Origin of the sequence: Rickettsiella endosymbiont of Rhagonycha lignosa, from assembly GCF_964031165.1 — a bacterium.
GTDB lineage: Bacteria > Pseudomonadota > Gammaproteobacteria > Diplorickettsiales > Diplorickettsiaceae > Aquirickettsiella.
The window spans coordinates 1,039,894-1,058,342 of the sequence record NZ_OZ035011.1 but is presented as its reverse complement, the minus strand read 5'-3'; the positions used below and the strand labels follow the sequence as shown (position 1 = coordinate 1,058,342).

The 18,449-nt window shown below is 35.4% G+C and carries 14 protein-coding genes; 11 read left to right on the top strand and 3 right to left on the bottom strand.

All coding sequences use genetic code 11. The features are described 5' to 3' along the window. Positions 1–340: 340 nt before the first annotated feature. The 3 genes from AAHI99_RS04770 (at position 341) to AAHI99_RS04760 (ending at position 7,019) form a co-directional block, all read left to right on the top strand. A complete protein-coding gene (locus tag AAHI99_RS04770) occupies positions 341–5,731 on the top strand; it encodes a pentapeptide repeat-containing protein (RefSeq protein WP_342227158.1) in 5,391 nt (1,796 codons plus the stop codon). A gap of 180 nt (positions 5,732–5,911) precedes the next feature. Continuing rightward, entirely contained in the window at positions 5,912–6,760 is an 849-nt protein-coding gene (locus AAHI99_RS04765) for a response regulator (RefSeq protein ID WP_342227157.1), read from the top strand. 82 nt (positions 6,761–6,842) lie between these two features. Next, a complete protein-coding gene (locus tag AAHI99_RS04760; protein WP_342227156.1) occupies positions 6,843–7,019 on the top strand; it encodes a hypothetical protein in 177 nt (58 codons plus the stop codon). A gap of 94 nt (positions 7,020–7,113) precedes the next feature. Here the strand turns inward: AAHI99_RS04760 and AAHI99_RS04755 are convergent, their stop codons facing one another. The 3 genes from AAHI99_RS04755 to AAHI99_RS07615 all read right to left on the bottom strand — a co-directional run bounded on the left by AAHI99_RS04755 (position 7,114) and on the right by AAHI99_RS07615 (position 8,271). Continuing rightward, a complete protein-coding gene (locus AAHI99_RS04755; protein WP_342227155.1) occupies positions 7,114–7,506 on the bottom strand; it encodes a hypothetical protein in 393 nt (130 codons plus the stop codon). Positions 7,507–7,849: 343 nt separating this feature from the next. Beyond that, on the bottom strand, positions 7,850–8,140 hold the full coding sequence (locus AAHI99_RS04750; protein WP_342227154.1) for an ankyrin repeat domain-containing protein: 291 nt from the start codon (positions 8,138–8,140) through the stop codon (positions 7,850–7,852). Between the two features lie 32 nt (positions 8,141–8,172). Next, complete coding sequence (locus AAHI99_RS07615; protein ID WP_425288706.1) at positions 8,173–8,271, bottom strand: hypothetical protein; 99 nt, start codon at positions 8,269–8,271, stop codon at positions 8,173–8,175. Between the two features lie 339 nt (positions 8,272–8,610). On the opposite strand from AAHI99_RS07615, the gene AAHI99_RS04745 reads away from it, so the two are divergent. The 8 genes from AAHI99_RS04745 to AAHI99_RS04710 all read left to right on the top strand — a co-directional run bounded on the left by AAHI99_RS04745 (position 8,611) and on the right by AAHI99_RS04710 (position 18,309). After that, positions 8,611–9,684, top strand: coding sequence for a hypothetical protein (locus tag AAHI99_RS04745; protein WP_342227153.1), 1,074 nt, complete (start codon positions 8,611–8,613; stop codon positions 9,682–9,684). A gap of 71 nt (positions 9,685–9,755) precedes the next feature. Continuing rightward, positions 9,756–10,784, top strand: coding sequence for a small ribosomal subunit Rsm22 family protein (locus tag AAHI99_RS04740; RefSeq protein ID WP_342227152.1), 1,029 nt, complete (start codon positions 9,756–9,758; stop codon positions 10,782–10,784). Beyond that, positions 10,781–11,971 carry a non-hydrolyzing UDP-N-acetylglucosamine 2-epimerase gene (wecB, locus tag AAHI99_RS04735; protein WP_342227151.1) on the top strand — a complete coding sequence of 397 codons (1,191 nt, stop codon included), beginning with the start codon at positions 10,781–10,783 and terminating at the stop codon, positions 11,969–11,971. The genes AAHI99_RS04740 and wecB overlap by 4 nt, the downstream gene beginning before the upstream one ends. 74 nt (positions 11,972–12,045) lie before the next feature. Continuing rightward, complete coding sequence (locus tag AAHI99_RS04730) at positions 12,046–12,864, top strand: DMT family transporter (RefSeq protein ID WP_342227150.1); 819 nt, start codon at positions 12,046–12,048, stop codon at positions 12,862–12,864. A gap of 68 nt (positions 12,865–12,932) precedes the next feature. Continuing rightward, positions 12,933–14,075 (top strand): glycosyltransferase, encoded by a 1,143-nt coding sequence (locus tag AAHI99_RS04725; protein WP_342227149.1) that lies wholly within the window; start codon positions 12,933–12,935, stop codon positions 14,073–14,075. After that, positions 14,075–15,754 carry a carbamoyltransferase C-terminal domain-containing protein gene (locus AAHI99_RS04720; protein ID WP_342228356.1) on the top strand — a complete coding sequence of 560 codons (1,680 nt, stop codon included), beginning with the start codon at positions 14,075–14,077 and terminating at the stop codon, positions 15,752–15,754. Before AAHI99_RS04725 ends, AAHI99_RS04720 begins: the two co-directional genes overlap by 1 nt. Continuing rightward, complete coding sequence (locus AAHI99_RS04715; RefSeq protein ID WP_342227148.1) at positions 15,735–16,664, top strand: glycosyltransferase family 2 protein; 930 nt, start codon at positions 15,735–15,737, stop codon at positions 16,662–16,664. Before AAHI99_RS04720 ends, AAHI99_RS04715 begins: the two co-directional genes overlap by 20 nt. Further along, the gene (locus tag AAHI99_RS04710) at positions 16,657–18,309 is read left to right on the top strand and encodes a CocE/NonD family hydrolase (protein ID WP_342227147.1); all 1,653 of its coding nucleotides are present in this window, start codon (positions 16,657–16,659) and stop codon (positions 18,307–18,309) included. The genes AAHI99_RS04715 and AAHI99_RS04710 overlap by 8 nt, the downstream gene beginning before the upstream one ends. Positions 18,310–18,449: the final 140 nt, after the last annotated feature.

Below are 18,449 nucleotides of genomic sequence, written 5' to 3'. Positions count from 1 at the left end.
AAGGCTATAAAGGTACCACAAAAAAAGTATATGTGGTTCAAAAAATACCTATTTGCTTAAGAATATCGATTACATTTTCACATTTACCGATGCCTGTCGATGGACTTGGAGCAAAAAGAAAATGCACTGGGACTACGATTTTCCATTTCACTTTAATTTTATTTTTCTATTTTATCAGGTAGTAGAAGTAGTGCTCAAAAAAAATTTGAATTTAAATAGCTACTAGTAATAGCAGGCTCAGTTATGATTTACTAAGTTAAAAATTAATTATTTTTAGTTATGGAAATTAATAATTTATTTTTTAAAAAACAATTAATAATTTATAAGAAAAGGATGTCTTATGCCGAAAGATCATTTATTAACCGAGGCTTTTTTTGCATTGGATCAAATATCATGGAGCGAGATGAATCTTGCTAATCAGAATTTAAATGCATTTGATCAATTAATTAAGCAAGAACTTTATCCGCATTTATCCGAAACGCGAACACCGACTTATTATCAAGGTAGAAATACTTTTAGTGCTTTAAATCAATTTGTTTATCAAGAAGGAAGCTTATTACATAGTCAGCAATTTAAAGTATTGCAGTCCGAGTTAAGTCGCAGTGTAAACCATATTCGATTTTGGGGAATTAGGAATCAAATTGATGGTGTTGAAAGTCTAACAGTTTTTTTAAAAAAACTTGAGCAGCCCAGTGATGGAATGACTTTACTGTATGGAGATGGAAAACGACTAGTTGAAAAGATAGCGGTGTTATTGGGTGAACCGTTGATTAAATTGGAAGAGCGGCAACAGATTATGGTCAGTTTAATGGCAGATAAGGAGTTAGAACATTGTATTGCCGGTTGTTACTCGCGACTGGCTAGTGCGGCTTCACAATTACAGGAGAATTTAGATGGAGATATCCAGATTAAGCAATGGTTACGTTCCTATAGCCGAGAGACAGCAAGTAGTGTTGCTGCGAGACGTCCTTTCGGGGGGCCGGATACTTATCAAGTACTTATTTGCAAAGCATCCAATAGCGCTGTTGAACACAATTTATTTCATGCGAATAATTACTTATTGATGCAAGCTAAATTCCATGGATTTCCTATTTCAATAGAACAGGATCAAGGTGCGAGCGAATTAGGTAATCGCTTACCAGCATCAGATAAAAGAGTTATTACTGATGCTTATATTAAGGACATGGAGCAGCATATCAATGCCAAAGGTTTTATCAATTATTTGAGTGGGAAATTTCATGAAAGTTTCACTACCATTATTTCTACCGAGAATGGGTTTGTAGAAAAGTCAAATCTTATTTTAAGTAAGCTGAATATCTTGGGTGAAGATACTTGGTTTAAAACAAATAAAGTAGATTTAAATGAGATATTTGATGATGAGGGCCAATTAAAAGGAGTGAATGCGCTTAAGATAACGGTAGCGCAACGTTTGATAGATAGAAACTTAATTAGAGGCTATGAAGTTAAAAATCTATTTCATGCAGGGCGCACGCTTGAGTATCATGAATTTTCGCCAGAGATTGCATTAACCTGGTTGTGGCTGGATAACCAAAGAAAGCCATTATTAGAATTGATTCAGGGAAACCGATGGTCTGAGCTTGTCCCGCATAGGCTTGAGAGTGAGCATTTATCGACATCGATTGCATTATTGCATAGTCACTTTATTAAGAACACGCAAAGCTTATTGAAGGTGATAAAAGTTCTCCCAGCAAATTACCGGGATTTTTTTTTCAATCCAGTATCATTTAAGCAAATGGCCTATTTGCTTAAAAAGAGTGATTCCGTACAGTTATTTGCAGAACTACTCTTACATATCCCCGATCCAGCCAATGCAAAGTTATTAATTACCGCTTGTGGTGATGAATTTGTAAAAAAAATGTTAACTCAAGGTTTGTTTCAAGCAGACATTAAAAAGGTGTTACCAGGATTATCTATTAATTATTTAAGTAATGATTATTCTGAAAATAGCAGACAAGAAGCGCTGCAAATTACTCAAGGCTTGATTAAAAAATTAATTGATTATGAATTTAAAAATTTTGCTAGGATAGAATTTCTTCAATTACCGCATGCTTATTTAAATGAACTCGATTTTTCTCTTAGCAATCTTCGATCGGCGGTATTTTATCAAGCAGTTTGTCGTTGTAAATTCGATGGCAGTGATTTGTATGGCGCAGTTTTTTTTAGCAGTTTAGAAAAGATATCGTTTAAAAGCACCGATATTCGCAGCGTTATTTTTCATAGTGCTATTCCTCAACCCTATTTAGAGATTAATTTAGACAATACGTTATTATCGACGAATTCGTTTAAAGCATTAAGAAATGCTTATGTGACTCAATTTGTGGGTACTAATGTAAAACAGGTTAATTTTCAGGATCGAGAAATTAAATCTCTTTTGCAGGGTCTTGATTTTACTGATGCGAATATGGAATCGCTTGATTTAAGCCAACTTAAACTGACCGACTCAATTTTGTTAGGTTCAAATTTGCAGCGTGCAAATTTATTAGGTACAGATTTAACCAATATTCGCATTAATTCACGCACGAAATTACAGATGAGTATTTTAAATATTGGTACCGTTGAATATATTTATACAATGGGATTTAAAAATTTTGAAGGCTGTAACATTCATATTTCGAAAGACTTTGATGAGGAGTTTGTAGTTTTTTTTCATCGAGCAAATTTCAAAAATGCCCAGTTTATTGGCCAAAAATTTTATGTAGGATTTAAAAAATCTGATCTCAGTTATGCAATATTTACACCCAAACTCTTAGAAACAAGCGAATCGACAATGTTGCTCGGCATTGACGCTAAAGAATCGCAATTAAATGGAGCTACTTTTCGTCGCGTTCAATTTGGTAGGCCGACTAAATTTAGTCGTTCAGCATTGACGACAGTAAATTTTGATGAAGTCGTAATGTCTGCAAGCTGTTTGTTTTCATTTTATCAAATGGGCCAGCGAGATTTTATGGGAGTCAAAGCATTAAAGGGAGGGATACCGAAAGAGTTAAAAAGCTTCCCAGTATTAGAAGCTTACCTCACAAAAGAGAGTTTTATACACCTTTATAGACAGGGCTTGCGTGATTTTCGCGGGGGTAACTTAAGAAGTTTTTACCTGGGTCAAGTGTTAATTGAACAGGCGATTTCAGAAATTGATCTCAAGTTAGAGGGAGCAAAATACAAGTCGTCACCGCTGGGCTGTACTTCGAGTAATCGCAACAGCAGGGCAATTGGATTACCTTGCGGTGTTCATTATGTCCTGCAAAAAACCAGCGTAGTCAACGAGCAAGAAGTGTCGCTAGCGGATGTAAAAAACTTTGTAAAAGTTACTCAAACGAGATTTTCCATTAAAGAAGTAATGTTGGGAACGAAACCCTTGTATTTATTTTCAGAGGCAGTGAATGAAGTCAACTTCTATTTGGCTTATCGACCGGATGAAGATACGTTTACAAAATTACACCTCTTTACACAAGAAAGTTCTATAGAATTGAATCGATCCGCACGCCGGATCCTCAAGCTGCGCTATCATTTAGCTAAGCAATTTAATGATGTCAGCGTGCCGAGTGAATTTGTTAAAAATATAGGGCAGATAGGGTTTTCGGATGTTAGATTAAACTATTACCAGCAACAAACGCAGATAACAGCCATTCAGTTAATCAATGGAATACCTGTTGTAGCGCAGCATACGACCCAGAGTCAGCAAATCTTAGGTATGGCTAAATTTCGAAATATTTTAAACAAGGTCCCAATTAATCCCGCTAAAACCTATGATAAGGGAGAATATCGTGCGCGCTTAGATCGTATTTCCTTAGATATTAAAAGAAAAATGGGATCTCCTAGGCAGGGAGGAGGCGGGAAGTATGTGATCGGAGCCGGCGTAGTTCGTCTCATCGGTTCAGCCATGAAACATCCTGGGACACCCGAAGTAAAATTTATCAATGAAGAAGAAAAGATTGAGCTAAAACAACTTGCGCGAGCTGTAGCTAGGGATCTCGGTTCAAGAAGATTAGCGAGTGAGCGTGCGATAAACAGTATTATTAGCGTGGCAGAACAATGTATTGATCGGGGTGAATGTTCCACTGAAGAACAGGTGATGCAAGATGTATCCTATCATATCCATATGTCAACACCAGGAAATCCCTATCTTTGGAGGGATGTAAAAAAATTTTTTATTAATGTGGGTGATTTTTTTTCAGATAGGTTTGATGCAATAAAGGATTATTTTATTAGTTTAAATAATCGAGGTTCTACTGAACTACGAGGAACGCGTGTAATTGGAAGTCCTTTTAGACCACGGACTGGAGAAATAAGAAGAATGAATAAAAGAGAATTAATGGGTTGGTATGAATCACCACTTTTAATGCGACTGATTAAAGACATTGAATTAGTGTTTGATGTCTTCGGTTACGATATGCATCGTGATGAAGATTTTTCTGAAGAAGTATTAGCGGGGATGTTACGTGATATGTGGCAAGCGTTAGCTAATTATGGAGTTGGCGGAAATCAGTCTTCGTCAGAATTTGTGTTAAGTGTATTCGGTAATGCGAGTTTTATCGAAGAAGTGTCAGGTATCTCAAAAGAAGATCCGTTATTTTCTCAGCAGCTTTTATTTCCTACCAGCAAATTATTAGCAAACACAGTGTGGGATGATGAGTATTTATTATCAAGTAACGGTAATTTTAGTGAAGAAATCGACGATATTTCGCAAGAAGATTCTTCTGAAATTACATTGCCTACAAGTGACTTCTTAGCAAATACGGGGTGGGATGAATATGCAACATCAGATAACCAGAGTGAAGAAGCCTATGATATTTCACAAGAAGATTATTCTTCGGAGTTTCCTCTTGGTTTAACTCAGATAGAGGAAACTAGGTTCAACTTGCCAAGAAGAGGGCGTTATATAAGAGAAATTCAGATAGCAGAACCGATCATGAGCGGATCTGCTTCGAGACATACCGGAATACTACAAGCAGGATTGGAGAGCATACGCAGCACGCTGAATCAGCTTTTTTCAGTTAAAGCTGAAGCGAATAGCCAGCGTATAGATTCGATACAGGAAAGAGCAGATGCTTATTATGATCAGTTAGATCGAATGAAAATCACTAATAAAAAATCTAAAAAAGCAAAATGTGTAAAAGTTGAGCCTGAACAGTCAGCGCATCCTTCGCACGATCATGTCAATAAACGCTCTTTACTAATAGGAAAGCAAGCGAAGAAAGCGATGCCACCCAAAATGAATAAGCTTGAGTTTATCTCTCATAAATTATCTTTTTCCAGTAAATCGCAAATTGTGACATTAAAACAAATTCAAGACCCTATGCAACAATTTATAGGAGAGAATAGTCAACACAATTCTACAAATAAACATCGAAATCCAATTAATAAAGTAACAAAACCAATGAAAACATTCGGATTATTTAAAGGATTAGCACCAAAGCACGAGAACTTTTCACGTTTGCCTTTTTTCGAGCAAGAAAAACTTAAAGGTCATCCTTATAAATATGAGCAAATTAATTATCAACAATCTGGGCATCCAAAGCAAAGCAAACCCAGATTATTGGATGTGACACAGGCAGGGGATGTTCCAGGAACTCTTTTGCTGATTAACGTGATGGCAAGCAAGTTTACCGGCGTGAAATACAAACCCTGTTCTATTTCAAAGCTTGTAGTTAAACGGCCCTGCGCGTGTACTGGTAGTTTAGGCATTGTTATTCCTTCCTCTATTGTCTATTAGTAGCCAGGATTTTAACCAATGATTGTCTGAAAAGACATATAATTATCTTTTGATAGTTTTTTTAATTTCGAATAAACTTTTTAATAAAAAATTTAAATAATAAACGGTAAGTCTTTAGGATTATATTTTTTAATTTGGTATATAATATGACGTGATAGAGATAAAAGTTCGTGATACTGGATGGGTCTATCAAAAGATAAACAAAACGAGATATTTAAAAATACTTTGGAAAGTATGCCAAACATTGCCGTAAGCCATCAAGGTGTGAATGCTGACCAACGAAGGATTTTATTGGTTGAAGATGATAAATTGGCTGCAAAAATCGCGCAAAGCATTTTAACCGAATTAGATTGTGCGATTGATATCGCGCCAGATGCAAAAACTGCTTTAGAAAACATTCAAAATAAAGATTACCAGCTTATTTTAATGGACATTGGGTTACCTCATATAGATGGTATTGCCTTGGCACGCCGCATCCGATTACAACAATGGCAACGAACTGATACTACACCTATTGTTGGATTAACAGCAAATATTGATGTTGAGAATAGACAAAGTTGTTTAGATGCTGGCATGAACACCGTTATATTGAAACCTTTAAAAAAAGAAACGGCTAAAGAGTTATTAAAAACTTTTATCCCAGATACTCATGTCAATCAAATTTCTTCTGCCAGTAAAATACGGCCAATCTCCGGAGCGGTCTTAGACATTGATGCGATGAAAGCCATATTAAAAGATGAAGAATTGATTAAAGACTGTATTCATTTAATGGTGCTTGGTTTAAAAAAAGATTTGCTCGAACTACCAGAATTACATAAATCAGCAAACTGGCAAGCTATACGTGAGATTGCACATAAAAGACAAGGTGGGGCTAGCTATTGTGGAGCCAAACGTTTAGAGCAAGCATGTAAGCAGATAGATGATTACATACGCGAAAATGGTCCCAATAGACAAACTAATAAGCTTTATCGACAATTGATTCAAGAAATGGAAGCTACAAAAACAGTATGTGAGAATTATATTAAATAATCTAATAATAAAAATATTTGCTAAATAAATAAATGAATTTTTGAAATAAGCCAATTTTTAAATCGCAGAGATTTCAGATCGAGTGAGATGCAGTTTCTCGATCCAGCCAAAACAAGTTTCAGATGAATATCATCAAAGCAAAAAGGCAAGTCAAGGTGCAGGATACATCACACAAACCACTATAGAACAACAATGGGAGTCACAATTAATTAACGATGCAGAATTCACTGCGAATACGCCTTTACCGTTTCGGGGGTAAAGTAGGGAAATATGAAAAAAATTGTTCAAATAAGATTAGGAAACGTTACATAACCCTCGCTAAATAAGTCGCTGAAGCGAGGATTAAAAAATAATTATGCTTTTATAGAAAACCCAAATGGGCCTGTATGGCTTAAATCTATAGGTTCATCAGCCCCTTCAGGGATATTAAAAAATTTATGAGTGCTTGACGATTTATTAAGCGAAATCTTTTCTGACAATAATGCTTTTATATTTTGACATCCTATTTCGTCAATGTGTTTAAAAAATTTTTTCCCATATTGATCATTATGGATAACGTTCTTACTTAAGAGCTCGAGTGTTTTTTTATCAATTAAAGTTTCAAATTTTTCTGTATCTTCTGTTGACAGGCTATCTGAAGAAGAATTGGTCTCCAAGTTTTTTAAAAAATTTCTTACTTCTTTTGTATTACCTAAGCCTAAATAAGTTATTATATATTTTAATTTTTCAATGATTTCTTGTTTCATATTTTAATCCAATTATAAATAGAAAATTTATCTTATAGATTTATTCTTAACAGTTTATTAAATAGGAAGAGAGTCGTTCAGGTAAGAGTAGGAAGTGTCACATAAACCTCACCATCCTGAAGTCAGGTTTAAAAAATAAGTTACAGAAATATTTACAATATTACACACCGTGAAGATTCTGCAAGGTATGCAAGCTTTGATGTAGTTTTGTTAGACTCTAAAATATTACGTTCTATAGTTGCTGGTTTGAAAAACTGAAATACTAAACGGCTCAAGGTTAGATCTTTTTGTTCTGAAGTTATTTTATTAAAAATAGCTTCTCTCAGTTGGTAAGGTAGTGCTTTTAGCAGGAAATTGATTTTTTTAGACTTTCATCCCAAAAAAGTGACAATTCATCTTTATTTTTTAAGCAGTCAGGCTTTTCTTGTATTGCGTCTTTTATCAACATATGAGGAGTAAGTAGCTTTACTAATTCGACGTTTCTATTTGCTATTGCCAATGGTTTGGCCTGTCTATTGTTTATTGCATTAACATCGCCTCCTTTTTCTATAAGTAGTTTTACAGCTTCAATATTACGCACAAAATTAGGTGGAAGCCCAAGGCAAGCACAATGAAGTGGAGTTGCACCACTCACGCTGCTAACGGCATTGATCTTAGCCCCCTTAGCTAAAGCAACCTTATTATTTCTACATTGCCATTGTTACATGCACTATGTAATACAGAGAGTCCATTGTTATCTTCTACATGAATATTTGCTTCATTCATGGATTTTTTTATTACTGAAGATATTTGTGGTTGCGTATCAAATTATGTTTTACTAAAAATTGAAGAACAACTAGCAGACATGAATTTGATTTTTTGTTTGTAGTTTTTTCTATATTGGTTCATAGTATATTACCTGATTGCATTTTATCTTTTTGAAATTGTAATAAAAAATTTAACATTCATTCGCCAGGGATTCGTTCATTGTATAACTAAAACGAAAGGTGTCCAGTGCAGCTCACATATTCTATTCTAGTCAGATATAATTCCAAAGGTAAATTATCTCAGCTACTAATCACAGAGCTTGGTAATTTTGACTTATTTCCTAAAATAAGAACCAAAATGCGTATATCGGGTGTTGGAAGCAACTCGTTTTTTGATAAAAAAGAGGAAGAACTACCACTCATAGAAAAGAAAAAGGAAGATATTGAGATAAATTGGCGGTCTTATATTTCCGCTGTCCTTAAAGAACATATTGAAAATATTTTAAGTCAAGATCCCTGTTTTAATTGGCCTGAAAAAATTGATCCGCCTAAAAATAGAAAGAATTTGGGGAAGTACGATCATTTTGAAATTGTGATGGCTGAGGTAGATGTTAAACTAGGTTTTTTTGAGAGAAATTTGGGGACGTTAGGAAGTAGCATTAATTTTGTAGCTGCCTTAGCAAATATGGGAGTGCAAATACTTTCGATAGAAATGGCGACTGGTGATGAGAAATCATCAGGTAGAAAATATGCTATTCCGATGTCACTCATTGCATTTACGATGGCCATACTCACATATAACTATTCTGATGCCCCCACTGTTTTGTCAAGCTATGGAAAAAAAATTGATAACTTTAACATTATTAGACGGTTAGCTACTCTTTTTCCATTTAAACAAATAGGCTCTGGTACTGCTGGCATGGGCAATTGCTGGGGTTCTTTGAAAGCACACTTTTTCTCGAAAAATACGACTGAAAGCTTAGAAGATGGTAATGGATCTTATACTCAAAGTACTATTTGTTATAGGTTGGCTAAGCTGGTTCCACCCGCAGTAATTATTGCTATGCAAGTAACATGGACCACTGCTGCTAGCATTGAAGCATTTCAAACCTCATATGCAACAGCTAGAGCATCAAAAAAAGTTGAATCGTTTATGACGGATGATATAGCATATGGGTTGGCGTTTACTCTGGCTATTTCAAGTGGTATTTCTATGGGTAGTTTCTATATTCCATTTATAACAAATTGTATAGCAGAGTGGTTAAAAAAAGTAGATGCGCATTATCAATCGTATATATTAGATCCTTCTCATATCCGCTCAAACAGTGAAACGAGCAGGCCAAGTAGGAGGAGTGATGCAGAAGATTGGGATCATGATCTTTTATCGCCGGATATCGAGGTTCCTGTCCAAAGCAGAGCTTTTGCTTACTGAAATTAGATTTCTCTTTATATTTTTCAGCCCTATTTTTACCATTAATATTCTTAAATGGATTTCCCCTGAAAATGAATAAGACCGATTTTGAGTTATTAGCCGCTATAGAAAAAACCATGGCTGAAGGTGATATGGCTTATAGCCATATAGAGTTGGCGGAAGCATATAAAAATCTCCAAAAAATGTATGCAGGATTAAAGCATACTACTTTAAGAAAAAAAAATTTGTCCATGGGACTTCCCACTTTTTTGTTGTCAATTCAAGTGGAGCTTGCCGCTTATTTACGAACTCGTATGCCCGCAACCTTTGCAGTAGCGAATAAAATATTAAAGCAAATTTTTTCTTTTAAGCTATCCAAAAAAATTGAAAGTATTCTTGATCTTGGTACAGGAACAGGAGCTGTTTTATGGGCAGCAATGGAAAACACAAACCTTAGTAAGGTGAGTGCGCTTGATCAAGACGCAGCAATGATTAAACTTGCTCAAAAAGTAGCTGGTTATAGTACCAACCCATTTTGGCAGCGAGTTAATTGGAAGCATATGAACATTGATAAAAATCTTGAGCTGCCTTCCCACGATCTGGTAACTCTCTCTTATTTCCTTATAGAGCAACAGAAAGATTTGAGACAAACCCTTTTTGAGAAAGTATGGGTGTTAGCCAATCAAGCAATAGTTATTATTGAGCCTGGAACTCCAAGAGGATTTAGTAATTGCATGGAGGCTCGTGACTTTTTTCTATCAAAGGGAGGATTTATAGCGGCACCTTGTTCACATCATGGAAGGTGCCCAATACACAATAATAATGATGATTGGTGTCATTTTGCTGAGCGGATTGAAAGATCTTTTTGGCAGAAATCCCTTAAAAAAGGAACTCTTGGTTATGAAGATGAACCCTATTCTTATTTAATTATTACAAAAGAAGTTGTCGATAGAGAAGGAGATCGGATTTTAAAGTCCCCTTCAAAACATTCAGGTCACATTCTATTTGATGTTTGTGCATCAGATAATATAAAAAAAATAACTATTAGTCGTAAACAAGGTAGTGTCTTTAAGACAGCTAAAAAAATGAAATGGGGTGAAGCCTTAGAGATACCACGATGAAAATTCTTTCTATATTTGGGACACGTCCGGAAGCAATAAAAATGGCTCCTGTTGTGAAAGCTTTAGCAACGGAGTTTGGAAGTAACTCCATGACTTGTGTAACGGCACAGCATCGAGGCATGCTTGATCAAGTTCTAGATCTTTTTCAAATAAAGCCAAACTATGATTTGGATTTAATGAAAATCAGTCAAAATCTCACCGATATAACAGTCAATGTGCTTAATAAACTCAGAATAGTTTTAAGAGATTGTATGCCGGATAAAGTCATTGTGCATGGTGATACATCGACAACATTTGCTGCTTCATTGGCCGCATTTTATGAAAAAATACCTGTTGTTCATGTTGAGGCAGGCTTACGCAGCGGAGATATGTATTCTCCATGGCCAGAAGAAATAAATAGGAAACTCACGACAGCCATAGCGGACATACACTTTGCCCCAACAGAAAATGCGAAGATGAATTTGTTACGAGAGGGTATTGAGCATAAAAAAATCATTGTTACAGGGAATACGGTTATTGATGCTTTAATATATGTTGTACGGAGGATAGAAAATGAGCGTGAGTTACATGCTAGTTTACATGCCAAATTTTCTTATTTGAATAATCAGAAAAAACTGATTTTGATAACCGGACATCGGAGAGAAAATAATATCAAAAAATTTAAATCTATTTGTGAGGCGATTGCTTTGTTAGGTGCGCGCGATGATGTTGAGGTGATATATCCGGTTCATCCAAATCCTGCCGTTAACCACTATGTGCGAGAAACTTTAGGAAATAAAAAAAATATGTTCTTAATAGAACCCCAAGATTATTTATCATTTGTTTTCTTGATGAAAAAGTCTTACTTGATATTGACAGATTCAGGTGGGATACAAGAAGAGGCGCCTAGTTTAGGAAAGCCTGTACTGGTTATGCGCGATAATACAGAAAGACATGAAGCGTTGCTTACGGGTACTATAAAATTGGTCGGAACCTGTCAAAAAAGAATATATGCCGAGGCGATAAAGTTATTAGAAGATGAAACGTATTATAATAAGACGAGCTTTTTACAAAATCCCTTTGGCGATGGAAAGGCTAGCCAACGGATTGTTAATACCTTAAAAAATATTATAAAAGATCAATATGATTTCAGCGCCATGATTAATCTTGATGCGAAATCACAGCGAGCAGTATATTCCATCACGTAACAATAGCTTTTAAAATTACAAACTTGCGCGATACTATATCCATGGAAAAAAAGTCGCTAATTGCAGTAGTATATATGTTAACTGCTGTTTTTTTTGTATCTCTTACTTCTGTATTAGTTAAATGGACAAGCGCAACGTATGGAATTACTGAGATTATATTTTTTAGAAACGCCATTGCTGTCATTATGTGCTTGGGAATTCTATCTAAAAAACAAATTAAATATACAAGCTCTCACCTTAAGTGGCATTTCTTGCATGCTTTTTTAGGGTTGAGTGCTATGTTTTTTTTCTATACTGCACTTTCTAAGTTACCCATTGCCGATGTTACTGCAACTTTGTTCTCGGTTCCTCTATTTGTGATTATTTTTTCATCGATTCTTTTGAAAGAAAGGGTTGGTTTTAAAGGTGGGAGTTGTGTTTTGGTTGGATTAATTGGTGCGCTTATGGTTGTACGTAGCAGCGCAAGCATTTTGCAGTTAAACTCAATATTTGCTTTGTTAAGCGCGATATTTACCGCATTAGCTTTGATTACTATTCGTTATATTGGAAAATATGAAAATAGTATTACCACTACTTTTTATTACACCCTAATAACCACTGCGGCTTTATTTCCTATTTTACCGATACACTGGACCACTCCAAGCGTGTACGATCTATTGCTATTAATTTTGCTAGGGATTGGTGATTGTTTAGGTCAACTACTTATGACGCAATCTTATAGAGATGCCCCTTCTTATCTTGTCGCCCCATTAGGTTATACTTCTCTTATTTGGACGGTACTTTTTGGATTTATTATTTGGTCAGAAATGCCAAAATCAATAGCTTTTGTAGGTGTTTTTTTAATTATCGCTAGTACACTCTCTCTGGTTAGCTACCAAAATAAAAAAAAATAATGCTTTGCTTGTTAGTTAGATTCTTGTAAATTACAGCCTAAGTAACTTTTCCAGGATGGAACATTTATATGAAGTTAGTTATAAAAAAGATACTTGTCTTAAGCTATTATCACTTATGGATTGCAGGGGGTGGACATAGGCCGCATCAATTATTAGTTGAGGATTTAGGTCTAGTCCGTCAAATAATTTTTGTATGTGCAAGTGATACCGATATAGAAAATGTCAGCAAATGGTATGCTAACGATATTTATAAAAATCTTTCTTTATATGTTTTATCTGGAAATTGTCTAAGGTGTCTAAAACCTTTTTCGGAAAATGAATATAATTCCTTTTCTTCATTAGAGGAGTTAACAGCCACTTTTAAACCAGATTATATACGTGCGCATAATCCCGTTGATTTATACTTGGGATATCTAGAGTTCATCAATAAAAAAAATATCCCATTTATTTATGATCAGATGGACTATTGGGAAGCATTTTCTGTTCAGCCATGGGGAGATAAATATGTAGAAGAACAATACATACAATCAGCCACCCATATCACTACTATCAGCCAGTATTTAATAAATTTACTACCGAAAGAGAAACCAAAATTACTGTTAGAAAATGCAGTTAGTAATCAATTCATACAGAGAATCGATGAGTCAAAACATGAAAAGGTAATTAATAACAACAGTAAAAATGTTTTATATATCGGCGCAATTTGGCCATCCTGGTTTGATTGGGATTTAAGCATATATTTGGTACGGAAGTTTCCTAAATATAATTTTACTTTCATTGGCGCTGTAACATCGACTATTGATGAAAATGATGGGGTTGATACTGTTAAGTTAGCTGAAGAGTTAGGTTCTCATTCTAATGTCACAATGCTCCCTGAAATATTACATACGGATTTAGCGCAATGGTTAATTAAATCTGATGTTGGGATCATTCCCTTTAAAGTGAATGAATTAACACTAGCTTGCTCCCCGCTAAAAGTATTCGAATATTTAGCAGCGGGATTACCGGTAGTTTCTCCAAATCTAACGCAAATTACCGGGTACCCACAAGTTTATACAGGAAATAACTTTGATGAAATTGCTCAGAGCCTTGCGAAAGCGCATAAACAAAATTTCGCTGAAAAAGACAAGGCGGATATGGATAAATTTAGGCAGAGTAATACTTGGCAGCATCGTCTCAATGCGCTTGACTATTTTATAGGAGCTCTTTGATGATCATTTTAGGCATTTCTGGAGGACATGATGCTAATTGGTGTATCGTTAAAGATGGAAAGTTGTTGGGTGCTTTTGAGAAGGAACGTTTCACGAAAAAGCGCCATGATTCAGGCGAAATAGTATCCTTCATTGCACGTTCACTAGGCTATCTTGGCTTGACAGTGAATGATATAGATTGCATTGCTACAAGCGAACCTGTCCATAAAAATACAGAACCTGGATTTTTGACATTAACCGGTAAAAAATACAAGCTCCCTGAGCAGTGGGAAATGCATACAGTTGAAATATTCAATAAAATTTTACCTGCTGTATCCATTCCGCATCATTTAGCGCACGCCTCGTATGCGCGTTATACCAGCGATTTTGACAATACCTCCGTTATCACATGGGATGGAGGCGGCGATTTCTATACAGAAGATGCTTATTCCTCTACAACTATTTCTTCTTGGAAAGATAACAAATTAGAGTGGCTAAAACGTATAGATAACTCTGATTTTGGTTCACTCTGGTTTACCTACGCGAACACACTATTTGGCGATGGAAATATGGCAGGAAAACTAATGGGGTTAGCTGCTTACGGTTCCGATGTAATGGTCGATCAATTTAGAGAGCGTTTTTATGCACCTGTTCGTAATATTTTGGAAGGAGCCTTTACCATAAAAAATTGCTGGCCAGATCATTTTTCGCCGCCATTTATATCAGCGGGCATATCATGGAAAGAGAAAATTTCAAAAGATGTTGCTTACGCAATACAGTACATAACAGAAGAAGCAGGATTATCAATTGTTGAAAAATTTGCAAAGATTTCTGCTTATAAGAATCTTGCTTTATCAGGAGGAGTCGCACTTAATGGATATTTAAATACTCGGATAAGAGAGAGTGGTTTCTTCGAAAATGTATTTGTACCGCCATCTGTTCATGACGGTGGCATTGCAGTAGGTTGTGCCTTGTTTGCAACATATCATGTTTTCGATATGCCATGGCGACCCATTAAGAATGAACTTGCTTTTCTAGGGTATTCATATTCAGAAGAGAGTATTTTACAAGCATTAAAAAAATATAATTTGACTGGTAACAAAATAGAGAAGGAAGAAGCTATTGAATTGGCTTCAAAAGCCATTTTAGATGAGCGTATCGTTGCTTGGTATGAAGGGCGTTCAGAGCATGGGCCAAGAGCTTTAGGAAACAGGAGTATTTTAGCATTACCTCATACCAAACGAAGCAAAGATATTTTGAATGAAAAAATTAAGTTTAGAGAATCATTTCGCCCGATTGCTCCTGTTGTTATGGAAAAGAATCTATCAAAATACTTTGATACGAAAGAATCATCCCCCTATATGATGTACATTGTGAAAAGTCATGAAAAGGCTAAGCAATTAATACCTTCTGGGTTACATATTGATGGCACAGCTAGAGTCCAGACTGTTACAGAAAAATCTTCTTTGGGAAAAATTACTAGCACTATTGAGAGAGTCTCAGGTGTTGGGTGTGTGTTAAATACTTCTTTTAACATTAGAACACCGATAGTGGAAACACCCGATGACGCAATTGAGGCATTCCTACAAGTACCTATTGATATTCTTTATCTTGGAGGACATCTAATAAAAAAGAGCGTAAAAGTTACAACGAGTGCTCAGAAAACTGAGAAAAGAGACTATGTTAATACCATCTGCTAAACCTGTGGTCTATATCATTATTCCAGCTTATAACGTAGAGCAGTGCATTAAACGCTCTGTTATGAGTGTGCTTGATCAAAAAGAAATCGATATAAAAATAATAATTGTTAATCATGGATCATCAGATGGGACCGGTGATGTTATAGCTACTAACTTTCGACAAGAAAATCGGGTTATCTATATCCCATTAAAAAGAATACATCAAGAAAGGCCAAGTGCCTCCAGGCCATTAAATGCAGGTTATGCTTATATTAAAAAAAATTACTTGCTTGATGATTCTTGCTGGATAATGCGACTGGATGCAGATGACTTTTTAGTCGATCAATATATCATTAGTCACTCATTGCAGATTGGAAAATATAATAAAATAATTTGTGGAATATTAACATTTTTTGATGAAAAAACTTATGTTTCAACACTTTATGGAACAAAAATAAAATTTAGAACAAAGCAGGGAATGCTAAAAAAAGGCGCCTATGCTGCAGCCCATCCTGCAATTTTTGTAAGAGGAGACTTTTTAAATTCGTTACCTTTATTTCCTGTAGTTTATGACGAAAATATAACTTATGGTGAAGATTTAGATGTAACTCTGCGTTTATTTAGGCATGCCTTTGATTTTGATTATGAGTTTCTTGATAAATCAGTTATATTTAAGTCATTAAATGAATTTTCCTTGACTTCCCTCACGTCTAAGAAAAATCAATGGAAAGATATTTATTATGTTTTTAAAAAAAACAAGTCTATATCTAAATTGCTTTTAGTATACTTTTTTTGCGATCTTCTCATAAGAAATAAAAAACAACGATTTTATTTTTTACGGAAGATATTTGGGCTTCCAGCAAATAAAGTGGGTGATATTATTTCAATTTCGTCTAAATTTGTTTTAAAAAGGCTCCAAGAAATTGAATAAAAAACATTCTTATCCTTTAGTCGTAGATAAACTCTATATTCCTATGAGAGATAATCTGCGGCTTGTTGCTGACTTTTTAATTAAATCGGATGGTATCCCTCGTCCTGTGCTTTTATTGCGAACGCCTTATATGCGTCAGGATGCATTGTCACACATAGATGCGATTAATTTGGCGCGACTAGGTTGGGCGGTGGTTGTGCAAAATGTTCGAGGGAGGGTGGAATCTGAAGGAAGTTTCTTGCCATTCATTCAAGAGATTAATGATGGCAAAGATACGATTGAATGGATAAAAAAACAACCTTGGTGTAATGGAAAAATAGCAATGTCAGGCACATCTTATGTGGGTTATGTCCAATGGTGTTGTGCCCATCAAGATATTCCGGGATTAGGGGCAATCAGTCCGCAAATAACAGCAAGTGGTATTTATAAGCATTGGTTTTTTGAGAACGGAACGTTTAGGCATGCCTTCGCACAATCTTGGGGATTAAGCTTTGCATACACTGCTTTTTCTAAGTCTGAAAAAGAGACTAAAGAGATGCAAGAGTATGTTTATAAATTGGAAAAACTCTATGAGTATGCGCCTGATTGTTCACCGCTTAGGCAGTTTTTTAAACCTTATAATGATTGGTTAAAACAAGCAGATGATCAATTTTGGCAACGATTACCAAGCATTGAGAAAAAAATACCGTCTATTCCCGCATTTCACTTAGCTGGATGGTACGATATTTTTTGTGAGGGGAGCTTGGAAGATTATTCCTTGATGAGAAATCAACTTCCGAAGGGATATGCTCAAGAAAGTCAGAGATTAGTCATTGGTCCATGGTCACATACGCAATTATATTCACCGATTGTGGGTCAATTAGATTTTGGAGTTAATGCTGATGGTTTTTTTAGCGATACGATGAATGAAATACATGAGTGGTTGTTGTCCGCTTTAGAAAAAAAACCAGTCAAAGGAGGTGCGCGAGTTTTTATCATGGGCGAAAATAGTTGGCGTGAATTTACAACTTGGCCTCCCACTGCGGAAACAAAAGTGATTAATCTATACTTACATAGTAAAGATAATTCGAAATCACCTCCATTAAGGCATAATTTAGAGTTCTCTAAACCAGTTGACTTCAATGAGGGAAAATTTTTCTATGAGCCAGCATCTTTGCCATCTCCTCTTGGCGGGAGATTTTTAGATCCTACTCTTTTTGGTGCTCCAGGTCCCTTCAACCAATCTTCCCACTTTGATAGATATGATTTACTGTTATTTGTTTCATCTAAATTAGCAGATAGCTTAACAATTGTAGGGAAAGTAACTGCGCGGATATATATAAGCGCAAACGTTGAATCGCTTGATATCGTTATGACATTACTAGATATATATCCTGATGGTTCTATATATAATATGGTTTCAAGTGTTCATAGAGAACGATTAAAAAAAAATGATATAAATATTTTTGACTTGGATGTGGGATCAACGGCGGTAACTTTTCGATCAGGACATTGTATCGGCTTTAAAGTTGCTTCTTCTAATTTTCCACATACTGATTTGAATCCCAATAGGGCAATAGTAAAAATTTATATGGGACCCAATCATTTATCACATATAAACCTGCCAGTATTGGGAGATTATCCAAAAAATGGGATATCCTTTTAAAGTCTTAGAAATTAGCATTACCAAAATATTTCTTTGCTAGATGCATATCTTCCGCATCGATATTCATAAGTCTAAAGAAGTTAATCTAAGTCCCGCACGGGAATTTGAGGGAAAGTTTAAAAGTGATATAAGTGTTTGAT